The organism is Embleya sp. NPDC059237 (assembly GCF_042754105.1).
Taxonomy (GTDB): domain Bacteria; phylum Actinomycetota; class Actinomycetes; order Streptomycetales; family Streptomycetaceae; genus Embleya.
Map to the genome: position 1 here is coordinate 101,139 of NZ_JBHZAE010000004.1, position 23,962 is coordinate 125,100.

At 70.8% G+C, this 23,962-nt stretch carries 21 protein-coding genes and 2 pseudogenes; 11 read left to right on the plus strand and 12 right to left on the minus strand.

Annotated elements, in window-relative coordinates; translation table 11 throughout:
* The first annotated feature begins 152 nt into the window (after positions 1-152).
* The gene (locus ACFXKZ_RS14675; protein WP_380000223.1) at positions 153-1,418 is read left to right on the plus strand and encodes a wax ester/triacylglycerol synthase domain-containing protein; all 1,266 of its coding nucleotides are present in this window, start codon (positions 153-155) and stop codon (positions 1,416-1,418) included.
* The gene (locus ACFXKZ_RS14680) at positions 1,415-2,485 is read left to right on the plus strand and encodes an NAD-dependent epimerase/dehydratase family protein (RefSeq protein WP_380000226.1); all 1,071 of its coding nucleotides are present in this window, start codon (positions 1,415-1,417) and stop codon (positions 2,483-2,485) included. The genes ACFXKZ_RS14675 and ACFXKZ_RS14680 overlap by 4 nt, the downstream gene beginning before the upstream one ends.
* Here ACFXKZ_RS14680 and ACFXKZ_RS14685 read toward each other — a convergent pair.
* Positions 2,451-2,756, minus strand: coding sequence for a hypothetical protein (locus tag ACFXKZ_RS14685; RefSeq protein WP_380000228.1), 306 nt, complete (start codon positions 2,754-2,756; stop codon positions 2,451-2,453). The two genes, ACFXKZ_RS14680 and ACFXKZ_RS14685, sit on opposite strands and share 35 nt — an antisense overlap.
* Positions 2,757-3,005: 249 nt before the next feature.
* Complete coding sequence (locus ACFXKZ_RS14690; RefSeq protein ID WP_380000230.1) at positions 3,006-3,326, minus strand: hypothetical protein; 321 nt, start codon at positions 3,324-3,326, stop codon at positions 3,006-3,008.
* 367 nt (positions 3,327-3,693) lie between these two features.
* Between ACFXKZ_RS14690 and ACFXKZ_RS14695 the strand changes: the two genes are divergently transcribed.
* The gene (locus ACFXKZ_RS14695; protein WP_380000232.1) at positions 3,694-4,923 is read left to right on the plus strand and encodes a hypothetical protein; all 1,230 of its coding nucleotides are present in this window, start codon (positions 3,694-3,696) and stop codon (positions 4,921-4,923) included.
* On the plus strand, positions 4,907-5,677 hold the full coding sequence (locus tag ACFXKZ_RS14700) for an alpha-ketoglutarate-dependent dioxygenase AlkB (RefSeq protein WP_380000234.1): 771 nt from the start codon (positions 4,907-4,909) through the stop codon (positions 5,675-5,677). Before ACFXKZ_RS14695 ends, ACFXKZ_RS14700 begins: the two co-directional genes overlap by 17 nt.
* Positions 5,678-5,900: 223 nt before the next feature.
* Here ACFXKZ_RS14700 and ACFXKZ_RS14705 read toward each other — a convergent pair whose 3' ends face one another.
* Positions 5,901-6,314, minus strand: a complete 414-nt coding sequence (locus ACFXKZ_RS14705; RefSeq protein WP_380000237.1) for a DUF6069 family protein — start codon at positions 6,312-6,314, stop codon at positions 5,901-5,903.
* 367 nt (positions 6,315-6,681) lie between these two features.
* A pseudogene (locus tag ACFXKZ_RS14710) lies at positions 6,682-6,921 on the minus strand (o-succinylbenzoate synthase); the annotation flags it as partial.
* Between the two features lie 39 nt (positions 6,922-6,960).
* On the opposite strand from ACFXKZ_RS14710, the gene ACFXKZ_RS14715 reads away from it, so the two are divergent.
* The 3 genes and pseudogenes from ACFXKZ_RS14715 (at position 6,961) to ACFXKZ_RS14725 (ending at position 9,978) form a co-directional block, all read left to right on the plus strand.
* Positions 6,961-7,410 carry an aldo/keto reductase gene (locus ACFXKZ_RS14715; RefSeq protein WP_380000239.1) on the plus strand — a complete coding sequence of 150 codons (450 nt, stop codon included), beginning with the start codon at positions 6,961-6,963 and terminating at the stop codon, positions 7,408-7,410.
* Between the two features lie 88 nt (positions 7,411-7,498).
* A pseudogene (locus tag ACFXKZ_RS14720) lies at positions 7,499-9,109 on the plus strand (amino acid adenylation domain-containing protein); the annotation flags it as partial.
* A 110-nt stretch (positions 9,110-9,219) separates the two neighbouring features.
* Entirely contained in the window at positions 9,220-9,978 is a 759-nt protein-coding gene (locus ACFXKZ_RS14725; RefSeq protein ID WP_380000241.1) for a pyridoxal-phosphate dependent enzyme, read from the plus strand.
* 46 nt (positions 9,979-10,024) lie between these two features.
* Here ACFXKZ_RS14725 and ACFXKZ_RS14730 read toward each other — a convergent pair whose 3' ends face one another.
* The 8 genes from ACFXKZ_RS14730 to ACFXKZ_RS14765 are packed head-to-tail and all read right to left on the minus strand — an operon-like array spanning position 10,025 to position 19,626.
* On the minus strand, positions 10,025-10,897 hold the full coding sequence (locus ACFXKZ_RS14730) for an ABC transporter permease (protein ID WP_380000243.1): 873 nt from the start codon (positions 10,895-10,897) through the stop codon (positions 10,025-10,027).
* On the minus strand, positions 10,894-11,895 hold the full coding sequence (locus ACFXKZ_RS14735; protein ID WP_380000245.1) for an ATP-binding cassette domain-containing protein: 1,002 nt from the start codon (positions 11,893-11,895) through the stop codon (positions 10,894-10,896). Before ACFXKZ_RS14735 ends, ACFXKZ_RS14730 begins: the two co-directional genes overlap by 4 nt.
* The gene (locus ACFXKZ_RS14740) at positions 11,871-12,665 is read right to left on the minus strand and encodes a thioesterase II family protein (protein WP_380000247.1); all 795 of its coding nucleotides are present in this window, start codon (positions 12,663-12,665) and stop codon (positions 11,871-11,873) included. Before ACFXKZ_RS14740 ends, ACFXKZ_RS14735 begins: the two co-directional genes overlap by 25 nt.
* Positions 12,665-14,230, minus strand: coding sequence for a lyase family protein (locus tag ACFXKZ_RS14745; protein WP_380000249.1), 1,566 nt, complete (start codon positions 14,228-14,230; stop codon positions 12,665-12,667). Before ACFXKZ_RS14745 ends, ACFXKZ_RS14740 begins: the two co-directional genes overlap by 1 nt.
* On the minus strand, positions 14,227-15,456 hold the full coding sequence (locus tag ACFXKZ_RS14750) for an ATP-grasp domain-containing protein (protein ID WP_380000251.1): 1,230 nt from the start codon (positions 15,454-15,456) through the stop codon (positions 14,227-14,229). The genes ACFXKZ_RS14745 and ACFXKZ_RS14750 overlap by 4 nt, the downstream gene beginning before the upstream one ends.
* Entirely contained in the window at positions 15,453-16,553 is a 1,101-nt protein-coding gene (locus ACFXKZ_RS14755; protein ID WP_380000253.1) for a cysteine synthase family protein, read from the minus strand. Before ACFXKZ_RS14755 ends, ACFXKZ_RS14750 begins: the two co-directional genes overlap by 4 nt.
* Positions 16,550-17,803 carry a cytochrome P450 gene (locus ACFXKZ_RS14760; RefSeq protein WP_380000255.1) on the minus strand — a complete coding sequence of 418 codons (1,254 nt, stop codon included), beginning with the start codon at positions 17,801-17,803 and terminating at the stop codon, positions 16,550-16,552. The genes ACFXKZ_RS14755 and ACFXKZ_RS14760 overlap by 4 nt, the downstream gene beginning before the upstream one ends.
* Positions 17,803-19,626, minus strand: coding sequence for an amino acid adenylation domain-containing protein (locus ACFXKZ_RS14765; protein WP_380000257.1), 1,824 nt, complete (start codon positions 19,624-19,626; stop codon positions 17,803-17,805). The genes ACFXKZ_RS14760 and ACFXKZ_RS14765 overlap by 1 nt, the downstream gene beginning before the upstream one ends.
* Before the next feature lie 174 nt (positions 19,627-19,800).
* Here ACFXKZ_RS14765 and ACFXKZ_RS14770 point away from each other — a divergent pair, with 174 nt between their 5' ends.
* The 4 genes from ACFXKZ_RS14770 (at position 19,801) to ACFXKZ_RS14785 (ending at position 23,875) form a co-directional block, all read left to right on the plus strand.
* Positions 19,801-20,676: an SDR family NAD(P)-dependent oxidoreductase gene (locus ACFXKZ_RS14770; protein WP_380000259.1), complete on the plus strand. Its 876-nt coding sequence runs from the start codon at positions 19,801-19,803 to the stop codon at positions 20,674-20,676.
* Between the two features lie 133 nt (positions 20,677-20,809).
* Entirely contained in the window at positions 20,810-21,691 is an 882-nt protein-coding gene (locus ACFXKZ_RS14775) for a class I SAM-dependent methyltransferase (protein ID WP_380000261.1), read from the plus strand.
* A gap of 157 nt (positions 21,692-21,848) precedes the next feature.
* Positions 21,849-23,102, plus strand: coding sequence for a pyridoxal phosphate-dependent aminotransferase (locus ACFXKZ_RS14780; protein WP_380000263.1), 1,254 nt, complete (start codon positions 21,849-21,851; stop codon positions 23,100-23,102).
* On the plus strand, positions 23,099-23,875 hold the full coding sequence (locus ACFXKZ_RS14785; RefSeq protein ID WP_380000265.1) for a tryptophan 2,3-dioxygenase family protein: 777 nt from the start codon (positions 23,099-23,101) through the stop codon (positions 23,873-23,875). Before ACFXKZ_RS14780 ends, ACFXKZ_RS14785 begins: the two co-directional genes overlap by 4 nt.
* Positions 23,876-23,962: the final 87 nt, after the last annotated feature.

Sequence of the window (23,962 nt, forward strand, 5' to 3'; positions counted from 1 at the left end):
ACACCGTGCCGGGCTCCTTGGCGAGCCGGACCGACACGGCCGGGCACGGGTCCGAGACGTGGGAAAGATGCAAGGCGATCAGGGATTGACCGTTCGCCCATTTGGTTACTGTATGTCATGTATGCGGCATGAAAGTTGGTACGCTCCCGGTCGTGACGTTGACACCCAGTTTTCGGGCGCACGGACTCGACCGCATGTTCCTCGGATGGGAGGAGCGCGATCCGGGGCGCTCGGATGTCTCGGGGATCGCACATTTCGAGGGCGCCCCACCGCGTGTGGAGGATCTGCGCGCGTGGCTCGCGGGCTTCGTCGATGTTCTGCCGGGACTGACCTGCCGGCTCGTGGGCTCGTCACGGCGCGCCCGGTGGGTCCACGACCACCACTTCGATCTCGACCGGCACGTCGTGGAGGTCGAGGTGGCGAGGGACACGCCCCTCGAAGCGGTGGCGGCCCGCGTGCTCGACCGCCCGCTGGAACGGGATCGGCCCGACTGGGACCTGTCGCTGATCCACGGCTACAAACCCGGCTGCTACAGCCTGTGTTACCGCGTCCACCACTGCTGCCAGGACGGCGGCGCGGCGTCGCACACACTGCGCACCGTGCTCACCGGCGCCGCTCCGACCGGGACGAGCCGGCCCGCACCGCTGCCGGGCCGGGTGGTGCGGGCCGCCGCGCTGATGGGCCGACTGCTGGGCGAGATCGCCGCGACGAGCGTCGTCGGGGCGAGCACGGCGACACCGCTGTCGGGGCGACGTCGTCTCTTGTACGCCCACGTGGACACGGCACGCCTGCGACGCGTGGCCCAGCCGCTCGGCGGCGGCCCGAACGAGGCCCATCTCGCCGCGCTCACCGGCATGTTGCACCGATGGTCGGCGGCGTCCGGAGTGCGGCTGGGCCGGCCCGCGCTGTTCCTGGCCGTCGATGCCCGCCGTCCCGACGACCTGCCGTCGTGGGGCAACCGTGTGCTCGCCCTTCGGTTGCCCCTGCTCGGCGCATCCGGTTCGCCCCGGGAGCGGCTGGTGGACCTGATCGCCCGAGGCGCCGCCGCCCGAAGTCGTCGCGCGGCGGCCCAGGACCTGGTGCGGTGGCTGCCCGGTCGCCTCTGCGGTTGGCTGCTGGGTCGGCAACTGCATCCCCGGCATGTGATCGGCGGCAGCACCACGCTCGTGTTCACCGCCGGTGCGGGCTTCGACCCGAAGTTCGTGGCCTTCCATCCCGCTCTGCCGCCCGGTCACCTGTTCGTGGCGGCCCTGCTCGTCCACGGCACGAGTGCACAACTGTGCCTCGTCGTCGACGAGGCGCTGCCCCTCGGGGAGCGGATGGCCGACTTCTACCTCCAGTCCCTGGCCCACCTCGAAGCGCCGACGCCGCCCGTCATCCCGACCCAACCTCCGCGGGCGGAGCCGAGTCACTCGTGAGGCTGCTGATTCTCGGCGGAACCTGGTTCCTCGGCCGCGCCCTGGCCGAGGAGGCCGTCCGGCGCGGCCTGTGCGTCACCACGTTCAACCGCGGCCTGTCGGGCCCCGACACACCCGGCGTCCGGGCCCTGCGCGGCGACCGCTCGTCGCCCGACGCCATGCCGAGCCTGTCGGCGTATGGCCCGTGGGACGCCGTGATCGACACCAGCGGCTACATCCCCCACACCGTTCTGCACGGCGCGCGCAGCCTCCACGAGGCCGTCGACCGGTACGTGTTCGTGTCGAGCGCCGCCGCCTACAGCGACTGGCCCGAGCGGCACGTGAGCGACGAGTCGGCGATCCGGAACTGCCCACCGGACGCCACCGGTTCACCGCCGGGCTCCGTGCGGCCGTTCGCGCCGCAACGCTACGGAGAGCTCAAGGCGGGCTGCGAACGCGCCGTCCGCGCCGTCTTCGGCGACCGATCGACGATGTTGCGAGCCGGCGTCCTGGTCGGCCCGTACGAATACGTCGGCCGTCTGCCGTGGTGGCTGCGGCGCGTGCAGCGCGGCGGGACCGTACTCGCCCCGGGGGATCCGAACCGGCAGGTGCAGGTCACGGATGTGCGCGACATCGCCACCTTCGCCCTCGACGTGGCCACACGCTCGCAGGACACGTCGTTCAACCTCACCACGCCCCTCGACGGATCGCTCACCTTCGCCCGAATGCTCCATGCCTGCCGGCTGACCACCGGCTCCACGGCCTCCTTCGCCTGGGTGGACGACGGCCTCCTCCGGCGCTGTGGCATCAGCCCTTTCACCGAGTTGCCCCTGTGGCAGCCCGGACCCCGGACGTGGACCATCGCGGGCGACCGCGCGCGTGCCGCCGGATTCTCCTGTCGCCCGATCGAGGAGACCATCCACGACACCTGGGCATGGATGACCACCGGCGACCCCGCCGTGGCGCACCCCCGCCACGACGAACACGGAATGGAACCGGCGAAGGAGCGGCGGATCCTGGCGACTTGGCGCCGGCGAAAGGAGCTCGGGTGTGTCAGCCCCGCCGGGGCGGGCCGAACCAGGTGGTGAGGGCGGTTCGAAGTGCCGAGGTGTCGGGGATGCCGGCGGGTTCGGCCGCCCGGTTGCCGCCGACCCGATAGCGGATGTCCAGGCCGGCAAGCATGCCGCGCAGATACCGGTTGACGTCGTCGAACACCATGAGCGAGCCGAACTCGTCGCGCAGCGCGTCCATCCGGGCATCGGGGCGGGCCACCCGGTCGATGTCGAGCACGTCGGCGAGTGCCTGGGCCGGCACCCGCTCGGTGTCGTTGCCGTGCCTGGGTGTCGGCTCGGCCCACATACTCCGGCAGGTCGTCGGCGCCCCACCGCAGCCGGTCCGGTACATGCGCCCGCCGGGCGGCCGAGCAGACGCGGCACGAACCGCTGCGCGGTCTGCCCGGGGTACCCGGGGTACCCACGCGCCACGCCGGGACCGGCCACGTACAGCTCCCCGGTCACGTCGGCAGGGACCGGCGCCAACCCCGGACCCGGCGCAGCGCGGCCGCGAAGACGTGGTCGGCGCCGGTCCACACCGTGTGGTCGTGCTCGATCACGGTTGTGGGAAACGCCCTTGGGCTTCGTGGTCCCGGGTCGACGCGATAGCCGTCTGTACTGCCTCGAGTAGGGTTTCCAGGTCCTGGGCCTGTTGCCACTCCTCGGCCGAGTGGTGCCATGTGTGCTTCGATGCCGGGGCTTCGGGCGGACCGGCGATGATCTCGATGGTCCGCCTCCCCTTGCGGTCGGGGGGCGTGACGCGCAGGGCCATGTTCCGGATGTGGAAGCGCTTCGGGTAGCCGCCGAAGATCTCCAGGATCCGGCCGTCGAATGTGTAGAACTCTCTGCCTGCCCTGGCCGTGATCTCGTCGGTCATGGGGTGACGCTACACGCGGCGATTCGTGGCTGTCAGGCGTCGAAGAACGTCGGGCGCTCCCGGCCCACCGCATCGGTGCCCCGGACCATCGCTCCCCGACCCGGACGCGGAGGAATCGAGGAATCAGTGGGGGTAGCCCCCGGCGAATACGGCCACGAGCCCCATCGTCGGTCGGCTGCGTTCGCGAACGGCGCCGTGGGTGCGCCTGGTCCGCGACCGAGCTGATCCGGCGAGCGGTCGGCCGGCCGCCGACCTGATCGCCGCCCAAGCGCCCGTGCCGCGAGGCCCGTTGCCCGCTGTCGAGCCCCCGTGAGAGGATCAAGGTTTTGAGTAAATCATCAGGTTCTGCGAATGGCAGGTAGCGTTGATGTACACACCAGAGTCGGCGGAAGCCCGCATCGACGATGCGAGCAACATCCTGGTCGCGCCTTCGGTGTTGCATGACAACGACTTGGTCAGGGATTTCTTCGGGTCCACGATCACACCGGAGGATCTTGCGTCCGGTTCGCCCGATCTCGCGCAGAAGACTGTCTATCTGTGTGGCGACATATCCGGGGTCAGCGGTCGTCAACTGCGTGCGGCTGCCCGGGTATTCGTCATCAGGGAGCTGTCACACGGCTACCACGAGGGCGTCGACGAACCTTGGACGCTCGTCGACCTCGGTCGGGTTCCCATCCGGGTGCACGGCATCGGCGTGTACTACCGTCGCTTTTTCGGACTCGGCGCCGACCACTTCGGGCGGATCCACGCGGAGCACGCGTTCCAGTCCCTGACGGAGTCCACCAAGCCTGGAACGGCCCACCGCAGCGGCATATATCTGACGCCCGTCACACAAAACGGTGACGAACTACATTTCCGCCTGCTCCGGTGCTCCACGAATCTCTCGGGGCCGACCGAGAACTTTCGCTCGACCGACACGCACATCGTCGAGGCTCTGAACCGCGAGGCCGCCACCGTCTTTCGGGACCAGGCACCCCTGAACCACGTCCTCGCTCAGACCTACCACAACACCCTTGCCACGGACGAGCGCAAGCAGTCCAAGGCCAAGATCTCGGCCCATGCCGACAAGACCAAGGACATGCCGGTCAATGGCATCATGGCCTTCTGCACTTTCTACGACGAGCTGGACAAGCTGCGGCCTATGGCCGAAGACGCGTTCGACCACGGCGTGAAGGGCGTCAGCGGCCTGACCAGACTCCGTTTTCACCTCAAGGAGCCGACCGCAGGGCGCGATGGGGGCGCACTCCCCTCGCAGTTCACTCTGACGCTCTATCCCGGCTCGGTATTCTTCATGCCGCTGTCCACCAACCGCCTGTATACACACGAGATCCGGCCCTCGACGTTGGACGCCGAACTCCTCCCCACCCGCCTGGGATACGTGGTGCGCTGTTCGAGCGCCGAAGCCGTGCACAAGAACGGCCATACGTTCCTCAAAGCGGCCGAAGACTTGGTGAAGCTGGCGCCACCCACACCGGCCGGCATGGACGAGCTGCGCAGGCTGTACGCAGAGGAGAACCGGACCACGTCCTTCATCGACTACGGTGACGAGTTTCTTTTCAGCATGAACACGGGAGACTACGTTGCCCCGCGAGTCTAGAATCCCGGATGAAATCCTCGCATGCACTTTGTCGACCGAAAAGAATCTCTTTGCAGAGCTGTCCGCGTCGGTTCATTGGGAAGACGTCGGAAAAGGCCGGCGAGGCACCGTGCTGACCAAGGTCGACGAGGCCGGTGGCGTGGCCCTCGTACGTACCACCACTCGGTACAGCAGCCCGGCGCAGCGTTTCCGGGCGGTGCACGAACGGCTGGCACAACGGATTCAGGAGCGCGCGGCGCTTTCGGTCGATTTCAACAACGCTCTCATCGAGATCTACACGAACGCCTACACAACCATGGGCAGCCATTCCGACCAGGCCCTCGATCTCGCCGACGAGTCGTTCATCGCCGTCTTCTCCTGCTATCAGTATCCCGACGCGAGCCCGCCGAGAAAGCTGATCTTCGAATCAAAGGCATCCGGCGGCGAGAAGTTCGAGATTCCTCTCACCCACGACAGTATCGTCGCCTTTTCCGTCGACTCGAATCGGCGATTCAAACACAAAATCGTATCGGACGCGCCCGTCCGGCAGGCGGACAATCAATGGCTGGGCGTGACGTTTCGCACGTCCAAGACCTTCGTTCGTTTTCACGACGGGCACGCATACCTTGCGCAGGGTATGCGTCTCATATCGGCCGACGATGAGCAGAGGAAAGATTTCTACCACCTGCGGCGCCGCGAGAACAACGAAACGGACTTCACCTACCCCCCACTGTCCTACACCGTCAGCGAGAGCGATCTGATGCCACCGGTCTGACCTCGGACGAGTTCGCGCCGGCGTGGGTCGTCCGGGTCGAAGCCGGCTGCCCGGCGCAGTTCGGCGACTCTGCGGGTGGGCATGTGTGCAGGCTGGGCGGCGGCCCGGTGTGCTGCCTGGGTGTGGCACACCCGGGTGGCGAGCGTCCTGGTTGATGGCCGCCGCCCTGCGCAGACTCGGTGGTGGAACGGGGCGGTGGGTCATGCTCGGCGGCTGTGGTCGGTCAGGCGGCGAGGCGGCGTGCAAGGGCGGGGATGACGATCGTGGCGGCGACGAGGTGTGTCAGGGCAAGGAGTGCCTTCGTCGACGGAGCGGCGTCGACGATGATGTCGGGGACGACCGACAGTGCGGTGAGCGCCACGGTGGTCCGGACGAAGGTGCGGCGCGGGGTGCGTGCCCGGCGGTTGAGGACGGCGGCGAGCGCGAGGCCGACGAGCGAGAAGACGGCAGTCAGCACGGCGAAGCCGGTGACGGGAATCGGTGATCCGTCGATGTCGAGGCTGATGCCGGCGGCGTTGCCCGCAGCGGCGACCATGGAGGTCGCGGCGGCGGCGAGTACGGTCGCCGGAATGCCGGTGCGAATGAGCGAACGGGGTGCGACGGCGGGGGCGGTGGTGGTGGGGGCCGTGATGGTCATGGTGTCCTCTTCGGTTCGAACTGCCAACGGTGATGTACGCGATGCAGGGAAGACCTGCTCCGCCGGCACAACTCATCGGTCACCCGGAAACAACTTTTACCAACCTCGGAGACGCGGCTCGGTCGACGTGGTCCGGCGCTTGGTGTCGGACCCCGCCAACGGGAGGGGTTGTCGGTCAGGCGGGCGTTCGGCCACGCGGGCACCGTCCGGGACCACGATGGGGTCGGCCATCCGTCGTCGGCCCCCGCGCGGTCGACTGCCGTTCGCACGGCCGAGGCGTCGGCGGTGGGCCGTTGGGTGGGAGCGCGGGGACGGTCGGGGCTTCTCGGATCGCGGGCTCTGCGTGTGGCGTTGCGGTTTGGTGGGGTCAGCTTTGGTGTAGTTCGGTTGTTGTCGTGGTGGCCTCGTCGAGTGCCGATGGGATGGGTGTGACGCCCAGGCCGGGGGTTTTGGGGACTGTCAGGTGGCCGTCTTGCAGGGTGAAGGGCTCGGTGATGTCGGTGGCGAAGTAGCGGTTCGAGGCGGAGATGTCTCCTGGCAGGGTGAAGTTCGGGAGTGCGGCCAGGGCTGTGTCGCCGGCTCTGCCCAGGCCCGTTTCGAGCCGCCCTGTTCACCACATCGCACACCCGCCCGAAGGAGCCTGTCGGTGCATGACGAGGAGCGACCGATGGTCGTCAACGAGCAACAGACGCCGATGCGCCGGCGCACCATGGGACGCCTCGGCTGGAGGGTCGGCGAGGTCGGCTACGGCATGTGGGGAATCGGCGGCGGCCCGGGCGGATTCACCGGCTGGGACTACGACATCGCCCCGGATGCCCTCGACCTCGCCGTGGACATGGGCTGTACGTTCTTCGACACGGCCTGGGCCTACGGGCGCGGCAAGTCCGAGGAACTGCTGGGCGAACTGCGCGACCGCCGCCCCGACGCCGGGATCCGGCCGGCCACCAAGGTTCCCCCACTCAACCGCGAATGGCCCCCGCGCCCGCAGGACACCATCGAGGACGTCTTCCCCCTCGACCACATCCTCGACTACACGCGGCGCAGCCTGGACAACCTCGGCGTCGACAGGATCGACCTTCTCCAGCTCCACGTCTGAGAGGACCGCTGGGCCGCGGAGCCCACCTGGCAGAAGGCCGTCACCCTGCTCAAGGACCGCCGAGTCGGCCTCGTTGATCGGCCCCGCATTGAACGTACTGCCGCTGCGCGGCGATGTGTCCGGCGATCCGTCGTTCGCCGAACTCGTCGCGCGGGTACGGGACGCGGTTCTGGGCGACCTCGACCGCGGGCAACTCGCGCTGCCGGATCTGGTGGACGCGTTGGCGCGGCCCGGCGGGGCCAAGCGGCCGAGTCCGGTGATGCTGACCGTACACAACACGCCGACGGCGGACGATCAGCTCCTCCGCTACGCCGGTGAGTTGGCGCCGGCCGCGACCATGGTCGACCTCGCGATCGGGCTCGGCTTCCCCGCCGACGGCGCGGTGTTGAACGCGGACTACGCCGCCGAACTCTTCGACGAGGCACGCGTCGAGGCGTTCGTCGACCACCTGCTGACGCTCCTCGACGCGGCGATCGGCGGGGCGAGTACGCCGGTCACCCGGCTGCCGATGCTCACCGCAGGTGAGCATCGGCGCATCGTGGACGACTGGAACGACATCGTCGCCCCCATCCCGGATGCCGTCGCCGTACACCAACTGTTCGAACGCCACGCCGCAGCCACACCCGACGCGCCCGCGCTCACCGTCGGCGACGACACCTTGGCCTACGGGGAGTTGAACCGCCGGGCCAATCGGCTCGCCCGGAGACTGCGCCGGGAGGGGGTTCGGCCGGGCCATCGGGTCGCGATCAACCTGGATCGCGGCGTCGAACTCTTCACCGCGATGTGGGCGGTGCTCAAGGCGGGTGGCGCATACGTGCCATTGGATCCGGCCTACCCGAGCGACCGGCTGGAGTACATGCCGGCCGACAGCGGGGCGACGGTCGTGATCAACCGGGACTACCTCGCCGAAGGGCTGCCCGAAGGGCTGCCCGAAGGGCTGCCCGAAGGGCTTCCCGACGACGACGGCGACCTGTCCCTGTGCAACACGGCCGACGATCCCGCGTATGTCATCTACACCTCGGGATCCACCGGCAGGCCCAAGGGCGTCGTGGTCACGCACGGCAACCTCGTGCACGCCGCCGGCATGTGGCGGCAGGCGTACCGGCTGCGGCCGGAGTGGACCTACCTGCAGGCAGCGAGCTTCTCCTTCGACATGTTCGTGGGCGAAACGCTCCGGGCCCACCTCAGCGGCGGCCGGCTGGTGGTCGCCCCGCGCGAGACCCTGCTCGACCCGGCCGATCTCCACGCGCTGATGAAGACCGAGCACGTCGCCTGCACCGAACTGGTCCCCGCGGTGCTGCGCACGCTCCTCGACCACACCGAACGCAGCGGAGCGGACCTGGCGTTCGTCCGGCTGCTGATCGGCGGCGGCGAGAAGTGGCACGTCAAGGAGTACGCGTTGGCGAAACGCCTGGTCGGGCCGGGCAACCGCGTCGTCAATTCGTACGGTGTCACCGAGGCCACCGTCGACAACGTGCTGTTCGAGGGTTCGGTCGAACACCTTGCCGACGACGCGCCGTTGCCGATCGGACGGCCCTTCCCGAACAACCGGGTCTACGTCCTCGACGCGCACCGCCGACCGGTTCCCGCGGGCGTGGTCGGTGAGCTGTATCTGGGCGGGCTCGGCGTCGCACCCGGCTATCACGAGCGGCCCGAGCTGACCGCCGAGCGGTTCGTGAGCGATCCGTTCGTCGCCGCGCCCGGCGCCCGGATGTACCGCACCGGCGACTCGGCCCGATTCCACCTCGACGGCAGGACGAGTCACGCTATGCCTCCGGCAGCCACAAGGAACCCGCCGCCCGCGCGGTCGTGGCCCGCGCCGTCGCCGAGGGGCACGACCGGATCGTCGTGGGCTCGTGCGGCAGTTACGGCCGGGCGATGGCAACGGCGTGCGCGGCGGCGGGCCTGCGGTCCACGGTGGTGCTGCCCGCCGACTGGGGTGACGGCGGCGCCGCCGTCGCGACCGCCGGGGCCGACATCCGTTTCGTGCGCGGCGGTTACGAGGACGCCGTCGACGAATCCCACCGCCTGGCCGTCGAGTTGGGCGCTCTGGACGGCAATGTCGACGGGCCCTGCACGGACGCGATCCTGGCGGGGCACGGGCATGTCGTGCGCGTGCTGCACCGTGAGCTGGGCGCCGCTCCGGCCGCGCTGTGGATCCCGGTCGGCAACGGTACGACGATCGTCGCCGCGCATCGCCAAGCCCGCCTCCTGGCCTGGCCGGTGGCCCTCCACGCGGTCGGCTCCCCCGGCAACAACCCGATCGTGACGAGTTGGCCGGGCCCGTACCGCACGCTGTCGAGCCACGAGGTGGTCACGACGGAGCACAACGAGCCACTGGTCAACTGGCATGCCCTGCACGGCCCCGAGGCTCTGGCCGCGATCGCCGCCTCGGGCGGCGCGGCCCACGCCGCGACCGACGACGAACTACTGGCCGCCCAAGCCCTGCTGGGCCGCTACGGAGTACACCCCACCGCAGCGGGCGCGGCCGGACTCGCGGGTCTGCCGGCCCATGCCGAGACCACCGAGGTCCACGGGGACCAGATCGTCCTGGTGACCGGCCGCTGAGATGGTGCGAGGCGCGAGAGGCACGGTCCACGCGCCTCCCCGCCGGTCAGGTGGATTTGTTGTGGTAGCGGGCTATCGCCAAAGGGGCGCAGATGGCGGTTATGGCGAGGGTCCAGGCCAATGCCTGCCAGGGGGATGAGCCTGCGTCGGTACCGTTGAACCAGGCGCGCATGGTGTCCACCACCACCGTTGTCGGGCTGTGGTCGGCGTAAGGGCGGAGCCAGGACGGCATCGTGGAAACCGGGACGAAGATCGAGCTGATGAAGGTGAACGGGAACAGCCAGGCCGTGCCGCCCGCTTGGGCGGCTTCCGGGCTGGATACCGCCATGCCGATGAGGGCGGCCAACCACGAGAAGGCATAGCCGAAGGCGAAAAGGAGGAGGAAGGCGCCCGCCATGGGCAGGGGTTCGCCTTCGAAGCGGAAGCCGACCGCAAGACCGACGGCGACCATCACGACCACGGCCACCAGGGTGCGGGCCAGTTCGGAGAACGTGCGGCCGGCCAGGACCGCGGATCGGCTCACCGGCATCGAGCGGAAGCGGTCCATGATGCCCTTGTTCATGTCGTCGGCGAGTCCGACGGCGGTGCCCGCGACCGACCCGAACAGCACCATTTGCACGAAGATGCCGGGAAGCAGGAACTGACCGTAGTCGCCGCCCGGGACCTCGATCGCGCCGCCCAGGACGTAGCGGAACAGCAGGATGAACATCACCGGCTGGATGAGCGCGTACATCAGCAGATCGGGGGTGCGGTGGAGGTGTTTGAGGTTGCGAAGCGCCATTTCCCCGGCGTCGGAGAGCCACCACTTGATGCCGCCCCTGGGGACGTATGTACCCGCGCCGGGGGCCGCCTGGGTCGTTGACGTGCCCGGGTTGGGGCGCGCGATCGGTGCGGACTTTTCGCGCGAGATGCTGCTCATCGCTGCTCCGTCCCCTTGGTCGTGACCGCGGTGAGGTGTTCGGCGTCGGGAGTCGGGGGCTCGTGGTGGTCGGTCAGGGCGAAGAAGGCGTCGTCGAGGGTGGGGCGGCGGACCGCCATGTCCAGGACGGTCACCTTGGCCGCGTCCAACTCGCGGACCAGGTCGGGCATCAGCAGTGCCGCGCCGGTGGTCGTCACCGTCAGCCGGCCCTTGCCGTCGTGGTTGCACGGGCTGTCGCGGATGACCGGGCGGATCGCCTGTTCGGCGCGTTCGTGGGTGGCGGGGTTGTCGAGGTGGATCTCCAGTCGTTCGCCGCCCACCCGGTCCTTGAGTTGGTCGGGGGTGCCCTGTGCGATCACCGTGCCGTGTTCGACGACCGCGACCGTGTCCGCGAGGTGGTCGGCCTCCTCCAGGTATTGGGTCGTCAGAAGGACCGTGGTGCCGGCGGCGGACAGGTCGGTGATCACCTGCCAGATCGATTCCCTGCTTCTCGGGTCGAGGCCGGTGGTGGGTTCGTCGAGGAAGATGACTTCGGGACGGGCGATCAGACTGGCCGCGAGGTCGAGCCGGCGGCGCATACCGCCCGAGTAGGTGCGGACCAGGCGTTCGGCGGCGTCGGCGAGGTCGAATTGGTCGAGGAGTTCGTGCGCGCGGGTGCGGGATTCGGCGCGACCGCGGCGGGCGAGGCGGCCGAGCATGCGCAGGTTTTCGTAGCCGGTGAGTTTTTCGTCGACCGCCGCGTACTGGCCGGTGAGGCCGATGCGGGGCCTGACCTGTTCGGGGTGGCGCAGTGCGTCCACCCCGCATACGTGCACGGATCCGGAGTCGGGGCGCAGGAGCGTGGCCAGGATTCGCACGACCGTGGTCTTGCCGGCTCCGTTGGGACCCAACAGGCCCAGGATCGTGCCCTGTTCGACGGTCAGATCGAGTCCGTCCAGCGCGTGTACGTCGCCGTACCTCTTGCACAGCGCCACTACGGCGATGGCGTCGTCCGGCATGACTCCACGATCCTTTCGAGGGTGGTCGGGGCGGACAGTTCACGGGCCACAGTGGTCAGGAGGGTGCTGCGGGCGCTGTGGAGGAAGAAGTGGTCGCCCGGGAGGACGTGCAGGGCGAAGTCGGCGGTGGTTTGCTCCTGCCAGCCGGCCGCGGTCGCCTCGGTGGCCTCCGGGTCGGCGTCGCCCACGAACGCACTGATGGGGTGGGGCAACGGGGGCTGCGCGAGGTAGATGTAGTCGTCGACCATCGCGAAGTCGGAGCGCAGTACGGGCAGGACCAGTTCGCGTAGTTCCGGGTCGGCAACGACCTCGGCCGGGAGGCTGCCCATGCCTTCGATGCGGGCGATGAACTCGTCGTCGGGCAGGTCCGAGTCGCGGATCGCGGTCGGGGGGTACTGGGGGGCCGGGCATCCGGACGCGAACAGCCGTACCGGGGGTGGTGCGTCGAGGTCGCGCAGCCTGCGACACAGTTCGAATGCGAGCCGGCCGCCGATGCTGTGGCCGAAGACGGCGTAGGGGCGATCGATGCTCGCGGCGACCGCGGCGGCCATCGCGTCGATGTCGATGTGCGGGGGCTCGCGGAGTCGGGTCTCGCGTCCCGGGTATTGGATCGGCGCGACCTCGAACGACCCGAGCACATCGAGCGCTTCGGGCCAGTCGCGGAAGGCGGAGGCACCCGCGCCCGCGTAGGGGAGGCAGTACAGCCGCAGGTCGGCGTCGGGGCGCGGACGGGGCGATGTCACCCACGGGCCACGGCGTTGGCCGGTCATCACGTGCTCCTTCGGTCCGAGAGGTCGTGGGGCGTCGGGCGATTCGGGCGGCCGCGGGTGTCGACATGGGCCGCTCCTGCCCGCCGTACCTCCGCCACCGCCGCGTCCAGGGCGGGTTCGTAGCCGGTCCAGCGGTGGCGCAGCGCGCGCAGCAGGGCGAGTTGGTCGCCGAGGCGGTGTCGGGTCGTGCGCAGGCAGTCGTCGAGCGCCCTGGGGCCGGGGCCACCGCCGTATTCGGCGCTCTCGGCCACCGTGTCGGGCGAAGCAGGCGGCCTGGTAAGGCCGTTCGCGTCGGGCAGTCGGGCCAATGCGTCGGCCAGCGGTTCGCCGCCGTTGGCCAGTGCGGTATGGACCGCCCCGGCGACGGCGGCGTGCGCGGCCCGGAAGCCGAGATCCGTGTCGAGGGCGAGGCGATTGGCGGCCTCGGTCGCCGCCGTGTAGCCGGCTTCCGCGCAGGCCCTCATGCGCTCGGCGTCCGGTCGGGCTGCGCCGATGATCAGGCGCAACAGCTCTGCGGCCTGGGCGAGTTGACCTACCGCGTCCTCGACCGGGCGCATGCCCTCGGCGTGCACGGCGATGGAGTTGCTGAACGGGGTCTTGTGCATCGCGGTCGCGGCCGTGACGAACGCGCCGAGCGGGGCCGCCGCCTTGCCGGCGACGTGTTCCAGGACGAAGACGTTGCGCTTTTGCGGCATCATCGAACTGCCGCTGGTCAGTTCGTCGGGGACGGTCAACAGCGCGCTGTCCGACGTGGTCCACGACGACAGGTCGGTGGCCACCCGGGCGAGCAGCACGCCCAGGACGGCGCCGGCCGCCAGCAGCCGCAACCCCGCGTCGCGTGAGGCGACCGCCTCGACGGAATTGGCCCGTGCCCCGGCGAAGCCGAGCAGTGTGGCGGTGCGGCCGGCGTCGATCGGCACCGTGGTGCCACCCACGCCGCCCGCGCCCAGCGGACTGCGGTCCAGGTCCTCGGCGACGCGGGCCAGCGCGTCGATGTCGGCCGCCAATGCCACCGCGACACCGCTCAAGTAGTGGCCGTACGTGATCGGCACGGCGGCCTGGTGGTGGGTGAAGGCGGGCATCACCACGCGTGCGTATTGCCGTGCCGTGCGGGTCAATGTGCCGAGCAGGCGCAGCGACTGCCACAGCAGGTCCAGATACGGGCCGCGCAGCCGGAGTTGCTGGAGCGTGGCGGTGAGGTCGTTGCGTGAACGGCCGAGTTGCAGTTGACCGCCGACGTCCGGGCCCAGTCGCTCCGTCAGGAACAGTTCGTACATCAGGTACCAGCCGCGCGGGGCCGGGCGCTCGCGCAGTGACGCGAAGTCCTCGGCGCGCAGGTCGTCCACGGCGGCGAGCAGTCGGGCGGCGGCGTCCATCGGCAGGATGCCGCGTTCGGCGAGCATCACCACATGTGCCCGGTCGATCTGCGTGGTGAGCCGGAGTGCCCCCGCGAACGCCGCGTCCACTCCCGGCTGTTGGGTCAGCGCCCGCACACGCGGATGCATCGGGACGCGGCCGCCCGTGTGTACCCGGTCGTCGATGGACTGTGGCAAACCGGCGCTCACCGCACCGCCTCCCCCACCATCGTGCGCGCCGTAAGCCTGCGCAGGGCCCGTTCGGCCAGCGCCGCCGCCGTCTCCGGGTCCGGCGCGGTGGTCAGCACCGCACCGACCCGGTCGCGGAAGTCACCGTGCCGCACGATCGATCCGGCCGCCCGATCGATGTCGACCCGCCGCACACCCGGCATCCCGGCCGCCTCCGAAACCCCGTCGACGCCGGCCCACACGCCGCTCGCGGGCGCGAGCAGAAAGCGCACGGCCGCCGCCCCCGCACGGTCCGCCGGACGCGGCGCCACCGACCGACCCAACGCCGTGGCCAAAAGCGCGTCGATCAGGTCCACCCCATGGGCGGCGAGCACGAGTTCGGGAATATGCCCGCCCGCAAGCCGAGGGTTGACCTCGATCACCACCGGTCCCCTCGCTCCCACCCGCAGTTCGACATGCGTCGGTTGGTCGGCGAGCCCCAGCGCCGTGACCGCCGCCGTGGCGCGCGAGCGCAGCGCGGCGATCAGTTCGGGCTCGGCGACGGCCGGGAAGTCGTGTCCGGTCTCCACGAAATACGGCAGTTCGCCCAGGTGTTTGGCCACCACGCCGACCACCCGGCCGCCGACCGATTCGACGGAGAACTCCGGGCCGGCCACGTACTCCTGGAGCAACACCCCGGTGGGCACGGCGAGTCCGCGTTCGTTGACGGGCGCGCCCAGCAGCGCCGCCGCGTGCCGGCGCAGTTCGTCCGCGTCCGTACACAGGCGCACGCCCACGCTGCCGCTGCCGGTCACCGGCTTGACCAGCACCGGTCCGGGGCCCAGCCGACGTCGCGCGTCGTCGAGGAGCGAGACGTCGGTGACGGTGACGCCCTCGGGTACGGCCACCCCGGCCGCCGCCAGGGTGCGGCGCTGTCGACCCTTGTCGCGACAGGTCGCCACTGCCTGCGGGTCGGCCCCGGGCAGGCCGAGCCGGCCGGCCAGTGCGGCGACCGTCTCGATGTAGTGGTCCGAGGTGCCGGCCACGCCCGCCACCGGGCCGGGCAGGGCTCGGACCGCCGCCACGAGCGCGTCGAGCGACCCGGTGTCGGTGACCACGACCGGGACGTCGTCCTTGCGCACGTAGGCGTAGCGCTCCGGTCGCGCGCACAGCAGTACCGGCCGCAGGCCCTCGCGGCGCGCGGCCCGCACCAGGGCTCGTCCGTTGCCGGTGGTGTTGCTCTCCACCAAGACCAGGGTCGCGGTCATCGCACCGGCGCCCTTTCGTGCGGGGGCCGGGCCACATCCGGGGCGGCGCGGCGCCCCCACACCATGCGGTCCCAGTGGCCGCGCACCCGGGCGGGGTCGGTGACGGTGTGCGGTTCGGTGGGCAGTACGGTCAGGTGCAGCCCGTGCCGGCGCAGCCAGTGCGGGTCGCCCGAGGTGGACTGGTAGCGGTGCCCCTCGTCGGCGAACAGCGCCAGCACCGTTCGGTCCGGGTGCCGGCGGGCCTCCCAGCGGGCGACCAGGTGGGCGGCGCCGCTGGTGGGCCCCATGAACAGCGCGTGATCGCGGTGCAGTCGGCCGGTCGCGCCGAACGCCTCGGCGGCGCCCAGCCAATGCACGTCGTCGAAGGTGTCGTGCTCGACGTTGCCCGGCATCAGGCTGTTGCCGAGCCCGCGCAGCGTGCGGGGGCCGTCGGGCAGCCCGAAGAGCACACTGTGGTGGGTGTCCACGGCCACCGCGCGGGTTTCGGGGCGGTGGCGGCGCAGTCCGTGCGCCGTGCCGCACATCGAGCCGCCGGAGCCGACACAGCCCACCAGGGTGTCCACGGGTCCGATCCGCTCGTGGACCAGGTCGGCGACCGCCGTGTAGGCGTCGGGGTTGAGCGGGTTGTCGTATTGCGAAGGCACGAAGGCCGGCGCGTACTCCTTGCGGATCTCGTCGAGTCGGTCGAGGCGGGCGCGTTGGTGTCCGCCGACCGGCGCCGGCTCGGGGACGATCTCGACTCGGGCGCCCAGGTCTTCGAGCCTGGCCCGCAGCGGCGCGTCCAGGACGGGGTCGCTGACCAGGACCAGCGGGTAGCCGCGCAGCGCGGTCACCATGGCCAGGCCCAGTCCGAAGGTGCCGGAGCTGGTCTCCACGACGGTCATGCCCGGCCGCAGTTCGCCGCGTGCGATGGCGGTGTCCAGGATGTGCCGGGCCGGGAGCAGCTTCATCACGGTGAAGCAGGCCGCGTAGAGGTTGTGTTCGAGCCGGACCAGTCGGGGCATCTCGGTGGCGGCGACCGCGTCGCCGATCCCGACGCTTCGCGCGACCGGCGCCGTCCCGTTCAACGCCTGCCGGTTCAACGCCCGCCCGTTCACCGGCTGTTCCGTCCGCGACGGTGGAAACGCATCGGCATGGACGTGATCCCGTTGATCCAGTTGGAACGCAGGTGGGTGACCTTTCCGGTGGGTTCGGCGCCTTCGAGGGCGGTGCCCAGTTCGTCGAAGAGCATCCCCAGGGCCATCCGGCTCGACGGCGCGCCGATGCAGTAGTGCGGGCCGCCGCCGAACGCAAGGTGCGGGTTGGGCGATCGGCTCGGGTCGAAGGTGTAGGGGTCGGCGAACACGCTCTCGTCGCGGTTCGCCGAGGCCACCCAGGCGCACACCCACTCGCCTCGGCGCAGCGTGGTCCCGGCCACCTCGGTGTCCTCGCGGACCCGGCGCACCAGGTGATTGGTCGGCGTCGTCCAGCGCGCGCCCTCCTCCACCAGCAGGGCCGTGCTGTGCTCGTCGGCCAGTGCGCCGTCCCACAGGTGCGGACGCTCGGCGAGGGCGAGCAGGGTGTGTGAAGCCACGTGCGGCGTGGTGGAGTTGGCGCCGAGCAGGAAGCTGTAGCAGTTCAGCGCGACGCGCAGGTCGTCCATCGGCGCGCCCTCGGTCTCCAGCGTGGTCAGCGCGCTGATCAGGTCCTCACCCGGGTGGGCGCGCTTGCTTTCGATGATCTCGGTGAAGCACGCGAAGAGTTCGTGGTGGGCGCGGCGCAGTGTCTCGTGGGTGGTCTCGCCGCTGGCGTATTCGGGGTCGTCGGGCGCGATGCTGGCGGTGGTGTAGTGGGCGATGGTCTCCCAGTACGTGTCCGGGATGCCCATGAGTTCTCCGATGACCACCATCGGCAGCAGCCGCATCAGCTTCGCGAAGTCGTGTTCGCCGCCGTCGAGCAGGGGTCGGGCCAGGGTGCGGACCCGCTCGCGGATTCCGGCGGCGTGTTTGCGGACGACCGCGTGACCGATGGTGCGCATCGTGGGTCGGCGGATGTCACTGTGCAGGGGCGGGTCCATCAGCGTGATGGTGCGCCCGCCGGCGCTGTCCCCGACGCCGACCGAGGCCAGGATGGTGCCGTCCTCGGATCCGAAGACGCGGTGGTCCTTGACGATGCGGTCGCATTCGGCGTGCCGTGCGAAGCCCCGGAAGACGTCGCCGACGGCGGGCGCGGTGTGTCTGGTCACCGCCGTGTCCTCGCGCATCGTGCGCCATCTGGCGTGTTGGCACTCCTCGTAGACGGCGGGGTCGGTGAAGTCGATGTCGGCGTAGGGGACGCGCAGGCCGGGAGGGGGCGCGGTGATCTCCATCAGCGGGCGCCGTCGCGGTCGCCGCCGGTGGCCGCGGCCAGTTCGGCGATGGTCTGGTGCCGGAAGAACGCTCCGGCCGAGCAGTCGATGCCGAGCCTGCGCAGGCGTTCGATGGTGTCCACGCTGAGCAGCGAGTCGCCGCCGAGTTCGTAGAAGTTGTCGTCGACGCCGACCCGGTCCAGGCCGAGCACCTCCGCCCAGACGTCGGCCATCAGCGATTCGGCCTCGCTGTGCGGCGCCCGGTATTCGGGCAGGTCGCCCAGTCGCTCGCGCGCGGTCCACGGTGCCGCGAGCGCGGACCGGTCCGGTTTGCCGTTGGGGTCGTGCGGCATCTCCTCCAGGACCAGGCAGGTGCCGGGGACCATGTGCGCGGGCAGGCGCTCGCCCAGCCACGCGCGCATCGTGGAGGCGGTGACCCGGGCGTCGCCGGCCGGTACCGCGTAGCCGACCAGGCGCTTTCCGTCCGCCTCGGTGCCGAACACGGCGACCACGGCCTCGGCCACCTCGGGGCGGCCGTTGAGCACGGCCTCGATCTCCCCGGGTTCGATCCGGAAGCCGCGGATCTTGACCTGCCGGTCGGTACGACCGCGGAACTCGAACGCGCCGTCCTCGCGGCGCCGCGCGAGGTCGCCGGTGCGATACATCCGGCTCGCCCGGCCGCCCCGGAAGGGGTCGGGCAGGAACCGCTCCGCGGTCAGGGCCGCGCGCCGCAGGTAGCCTCGGGCGACGCCGACGCCGCCGACGTACAACTCGCCGACCTCGCCGGGCTCGACCTCGCGCAGGTCCTCGTCGAGTACGTACATCGTGCGTCCGCTCAGCGGTGTGCCGATCGGCACCCGATCCCACTGCGCGTCCGGATCGGCGGCGTGCAGCGACGCGAACGTCGTGGTCTCCGTGGGCCCATAGGCCGCGAGGACCCGAAGTCCCGCCACGGCAGCGGCCGTTCGTATGTGCTGCGGGGACAGCACGTCGCCGCCGGTGATCAGCGTGCCGACCGGCTCCAGGGCGTGCGGCGCGTGGTCGGCCAGGACGTGGAACAGGCCCGTGGTCAGGAACAGCCAGTCGGGCCGCCGCTTGGCCAGTTCGGCCGACAGGTCCTCGACCGCGACGGGCCCGCCGCGCAGGATCTCCACCCGGCCGCCGCGGCACAGCGCGGCCCAGATCTCGAATGTCGAGGCGTCGAACGCCATCGGCGCGTACTGGGCCACCGACTGGCCGGGACGCACCGCGATGCGTTCCTCGTCCAGGACGAGCGCGACCACGGCGGCGTGTTCGACCACGACGCCCTTGGGTACGCCGGTGGATCCGGACGTGTAGATCACGTAGGCCGCCTGGTCGGGTCGCACCCGACCGGCCGCGAGTTCCGCGAGCGGATCGTTCGCGGCCGCGTCGCCGTCGACCGCCTCGGCGTCGGCGTACAGCACCGGCACGCCGTCGTCCACGAAGTCCGGGACGCCGGCGTTGCGTTCGGCGACCACGGCCGAAACGGCACTGTCGCGCACCATGAAGCGTTGCCGCTCCAGGGGGAAGTCGGGGTCGATCGGCACGTACGCGGCGCCCGCGGCCAACACGCCCAGGAGGGCCACGATCGCCGTCGGGGAGCGCGGCACGGTCACCGCGACCCGATCCTCGTGGCCCACCCCGGCGGCGCGCAGGCGACTCGTCAACCCGCATGCTCGGGCGTGGAGTTCGCCGTAGGTGAGGGTGTCCCCCTCGATCGAGACGACCGCGATCGCGTCCGGATCGCGCAGTGCCTGATGCTCGACCAGTTCGTGCAATACCACCGCGTCGCGCTCCGTCGGATGCGCTTCGGACGCCGTCATATTCGTCGTTGTCATCGCCTTCCGCTCCGCTCCGCGTCGCCGAACCGCCAAAGGAATGGCTTTTCGACAATTGTTCGGACGCGCCTCGTGGTCAACGTCCGCGAAGGAATTCGGAAGGTAGTCGGGACGGCGCCGAGAAGGCGCGGCGCGACGGGAAACATCCGGGAAAGAATCATGACGGCGCGGCATTTCACCGACGAACATGACGCCACGGTGGACAAGACACCGACGACACCTACGACACCGTGGACGGGCACTGTGGATTCGGCCCCGTGGGACCTCTCGATGGCGCTGACCGGCAAGGTGGTTCTCGTCACGGGCGCCGGATCCGGGATCGGTGCGGCGGTCGCGGTGCGGGCCGCATGCGCCGGGGCCTCGGTTGCCCTGGTGGGCCGGCGGGTCGGGGCGCTGGAGGAGACCGCCGCGCTGATCCGGCGCACCGCCGGCGAGCGCACGCGAACCGCCGTACTGCCGTGGGACGTACGCACCGAGCCCGGCGCGGATCGACTGGTCGGCGCCGCGATCGAACGGCTGGGCCGGATCGACGGTCTGGTCAACAACGCCGGCGTGGCCCGCTTCGCGCCGTTGGAGGATGCCGCGAGCGCGGATCTGGACACCATGCTCGACACCCACGTACGCGGCCCGGTCGCGCTGATCCGGGCCTGTCTGCCGGCGCTGCGCGCGGACCGGGGCAGCGTGGTCAACGTCTCGTCCGTGGGCGGGGTCCTGGCCATGCCGGGACGCTCCCTCTACGGCGCGAGCAAGGCGGCGCTGAACAGCCTGACCCGTTCGCTGGCCCACGAGTTGGCGCCGGACGTACGGGTGAACGCGGTCCTGCCCGGGCCGGTGGAGACCCCGATGTACGACGACCTCGGCCTGGACGAGCCGGCGACGGCGGCGTTGCGGGCGGGCCTGCTCGCCGGCACCCCGATGGGCCGTTTCGGGACGCCCGACGAGGTCGCCCACTGGGTGTGCGCGCTGCTGGACGCCGAGCGGTCCGGGTGGATCACCGGCGTACTGCTGCCGGTCGACGGCGGACGCACCGCGTAGGGCGGGCTTCGCACGGCGTCCCCCGGTCGCCGGACCCCGGGGCGCCGCGCGCCCGACCCGCGCCGGACCGCGGCCCGGCGCGGGCCAGGGCCACCACGGACCACACCTCATCGACATCGCAGGAGGAGAGACCGTGACCACCACCGAAGACGCCACGACCGTATACGGACGACCCGAGTTCGCCGACATCGACATCGGCGACACGATGCGCCACGGCCACCCCGACATCACCGACGGCGACCGGTTGATCGTGGACCTGGTCCGCCGCCGGGCGCAGACCCTGGGCCGCCCGCTGACGGTGATGGACGTCGGCTCCGGGTCCGGCGTGGTCTCGGCGATGTTGGCGCACAGCCTTCCGGGACACCGGGTGATCGCCAACGAGGTCGAGCCCCGGTTGATCGCCCAGGCCCGCTCGCGGCTCGCCGACTTCGCCGGCGGCGAGGTCTTCGACCGGCCGTTCCAGGAGTGGAAGGAGCCGCTGGACGTGGTCATCTCCTGGGGCTCGCACCACCACCTGCCGAACACCTACCTCGACCATGTGCGCACGCTGCTCGTCGACGACGGTGTGCTGATCATCGGCGACGAGTTCTGCCCGGAGTACTGCGACGACAACGACGCGGCCCGGGTGACCACCGCCGAGGTGATCCACCTGGCCGACGGCCTGGTGCTGACCTCGCACCGCGAGGTGGCCGCGTACCGGGCCGACGGCGTCGTCCCACAGTGGTCGCGCGACCTGGAGGCCAAACGCCGGCGCGCGCTGTGGCACTGGTACAAGTTCGTCGTCGACTACGCGATGGCCAAGGACAACTGGACCGTGGTGCTGGCCGAGTTGCAGATCACCCGCGACGACCTGACCACATCGTTCGACGAGGAGCACAAGCTCTCCCCGCTGATCGTGCGCCGCGACCTGGAACTCAACGGGTTCCGGCCGCTGTCGACCAACGTCATCGGCAACCGGCCGCCGGACCTGCAGAGCTTCTACCTCTACGAGTTCGCGCCCCGACCGCGGCGCTGACGCGCCTTCGGATCCGTCCCCGCCCCGGCCCGGAACCCTCGGGCCGTGTCGGTGGCGGCTCTCGACGACCTGCGGCGCCGCCACCGCCGGGTGGCGCGCCTCGCGAAGCCGTCCGGCACCCGTCGCACCCACGCGTACCAGCGGAAAGAGAGTCCTCATGTCGACCTTCGAGACGAGCGCGGCACCCTTGGCCGTCTCCCGCGCGGCGTCCATCCCGCCGTCGTGTCTGCACGACGTGTTCCGCTCGGCAGAGGTGTGGGAGCGCACGCACCGCCGCGCCGCGATCCGATTGCACGTGGGCGAGCCGGCGTTCGCGCCCCCGGCCGCGGCGGTCGAGGCGCTGGGCGCGGCGGCGCGCGACGGGCGCGCCGCGTACACCTCGGCGGAGGGCATGATCGAGCTGCGCGAGGCGCTGGCCGCCAAGTTGGCCACCGAGAACGGCCATCACACCGCTCCGGACCGGGTGTTCGTCTCCCCCGGGTCGTGTCAGGGGCTCGCGGCGTTGATGCAGTCGATGGCCGATCCCGGCGACGAGATCCTGTTGCCGGAGATCCACTGGCCGATCCATCTCCAACAGGCCCTGCTGGCCGGGTTGCGGCCGAGGTTCTACCCGCTGGACCGGGACTTTAGGCCCGACGCGGACTCGCTGGCCGACGCGGGCGGTGCGGACACTCGGCTGATCCTGCTGAACACGCCCTCCAACCCCGCCGGTGTGGTGCTCGACGAGCCTTTCCTGCGGGCGGTGTTGGACCTCGCCCGGCGGCGGCGCTGGCGGATCATCAGCGACGAGGCGTACGAGCACTTCGTGTTCGAGGGCACGCACGTGTCCATGGCCGCGCTGGAGCGGGACGTGCCGGAGCGGGAGCGCCTGGTGCACTCGGCGTTCAGCTTCTCCAAGAGCTACGCGATGACGGGCTACCGGCTCGGCTACATCGCCGTGCCGAACGAGCGCGCGGCGAGCGCGCTGCGGGTGGTGCAGGAAGCGAGCATCGTGGCTCCGCCGACTCCCGTGCAGTACGCGGGACTCGCCGCGCTCGGCGCCCCCGGCGCGGCGGCGCGCAACCGCGAGACGGTGCGGGCGAATCGGGATCGGGCGCTGCCGGACCTGGTGGCGGCGGGCCTGCTGGGCCGCGTCCCGCCGGGCGGTTGGTACGCGCTGTTGGACCTGGCCTCGGTGGGCCTGGACGCGGATGTGTTCGCGGCCGAGTTGCTCGCCGAGCATGGTACGGCGGTGGCGCCGGGCCGGGGTTTCGCGCTGCGCCCGATCATCGACGCGCACTGCCGGGTGACCGGCCTGGGGCAGTCGCCGCGCTCACACGGGTTGTTGCGGATCGCCTTCTGCGGCGACGGCGAGCTGCTGCGGGCCGGCGTCGAACGGCTGCTCACCACGGCGTCGGGCGGTCGGGAGTGAACGGCTCCGCGGCCCGTACGTCCGCCCCGCACCCGAACACGAGCGCAGCCGACGGCGCCGCCGGGCCCACCTACGACGGGTATCTGCGCCTGTCGACGATCCTGGGCGCACAGGCCCCGACCACGGCGGAGAGCGACCGGTGTACGCACGCCGCCGAGCACTTCTTCATCGTCGCGCACCAGAGTTGCGAGTTGTGGCTCAAACAGGCACTCCTCGACCTGGAGTTGGCGGCCGACGCGATCGGCTCCCGGCCGCGCGATCTGCACCTGTGTTTGGAGCAGGTCCGGCGCACCACACACGTGCTGGCCATGATCGCCGAGCACTTCACCGTGCTGGAGCGGCTGACCGTGTCCTCCTTCGCCCGCTTTCGCGGCGCGCTCGGGCGGGCCAGCGGGGCCCAGTCGGCGCAGTTCCACGCGCTCTACCGGGCGTTGGGGCTGTACGGCGCGGAGAGCGCGCTGTTTCGCGAGTTTCTGGGCGCTCTGGCCGAGCGGGATCTGACCGTGGCCGAGGTGTATCGGCGGGCGCCGCAGTCCGGCTTGCCGTATCTGCTGGCCGAGGGTCTGGTGGACCTGTCCCAGGCGGTGCGCCGTTGCCAATTGGCGCATGTCGAGGTGGTGGTGCGACAGATCGGCGCCCGGCCGGGTACCGGTCGCACCACGGGCGCGGACTTCCTGGCCCGGCGGCTGGCGGTGCCGTTTCCCGAACTGTGGGAGGCGCGCTCGGCGTTGCACGGGTCGGGAGTGGTCGGGGTCGGCGGGGGTGGGCGGTAGGACCGATAGCTCGTCGGTCCCGCGTCGACACACACGCCGCCGGTACCGAGCCGAATGGCTCGGTACCGGCGGTCTTTCGCAGGTCGG

Bases quoted from the DNA above. Each gene is read 5' to 3' on its own strand.
- ACFXKZ_RS14685 (WP_380000228.1), bottom strand. From the start codon at position 2,756: ATGTGGGCCGAGCCGACACCCAGGCACGGCAACGACACCGAGCGGGTG.
- ACFXKZ_RS14690 (WP_380000230.1), bottom strand. From the start codon at position 3,326: ATGACCGACGAGATCACGGCCAGGGCAGGCAGAGAGTTCTACACATTC.
- ACFXKZ_RS14695 (WP_380000232.1), top strand. From the start codon at position 3,694: ATGTACACACCAGAGTCGGCGGAAGCCCGCATCGACGATGCGAGCAAC.
- ACFXKZ_RS14705 (WP_380000237.1), bottom strand. From the start codon at position 6,314: ATGACCATCACGGCCCCCACCACCACCGCCCCCGCCGTCGCACCCCGT.
- ACFXKZ_RS14730 (WP_380000243.1), bottom strand. From the start codon at position 10,897: ATGAGCAGCATCTCGCGCGAAAAGTCCGCACCGATCGCGCGCCCCAAC.
- ACFXKZ_RS14735 (WP_380000245.1), bottom strand. From the start codon at position 11,895: ATGCCGGACGACGCCATCGCCGTAGTGGCGCTGTGCAAGAGGTACGGC.
- ACFXKZ_RS14740 (WP_380000247.1), bottom strand. From the start codon at position 12,665: ATGACCGGCCAACGCCGTGGCCCGTGGGTGACATCGCCCCGTCCGCGC.
- ACFXKZ_RS14750 (WP_380000251.1), bottom strand. From the start codon at position 15,456: ATGACCGCGACCCTGGTCTTGGTGGAGAGCAACACCACCGGCAACGGA.
- ACFXKZ_RS14760 (WP_380000255.1), bottom strand. From the start codon at position 17,803: ATGGAGATCACCGCGCCCCCTCCCGGCCTGCGCGTCCCCTACGCCGAC.
- ACFXKZ_RS14765 (WP_380000257.1), bottom strand. From the start codon at position 19,626: ATGACGGCGTCCGAAGCGCATCCGACGGAGCGCGACGCGGTGGTATTG.
- ACFXKZ_RS14770 (WP_380000259.1), top strand. From the start codon at position 19,801: ATGACGGCGCGGCATTTCACCGACGAACATGACGCCACGGTGGACAAG.
- ACFXKZ_RS14780 (WP_380000263.1), top strand. From the start codon at position 21,849: ATGTCGACCTTCGAGACGAGCGCGGCACCCTTGGCCGTCTCCCGCGCG.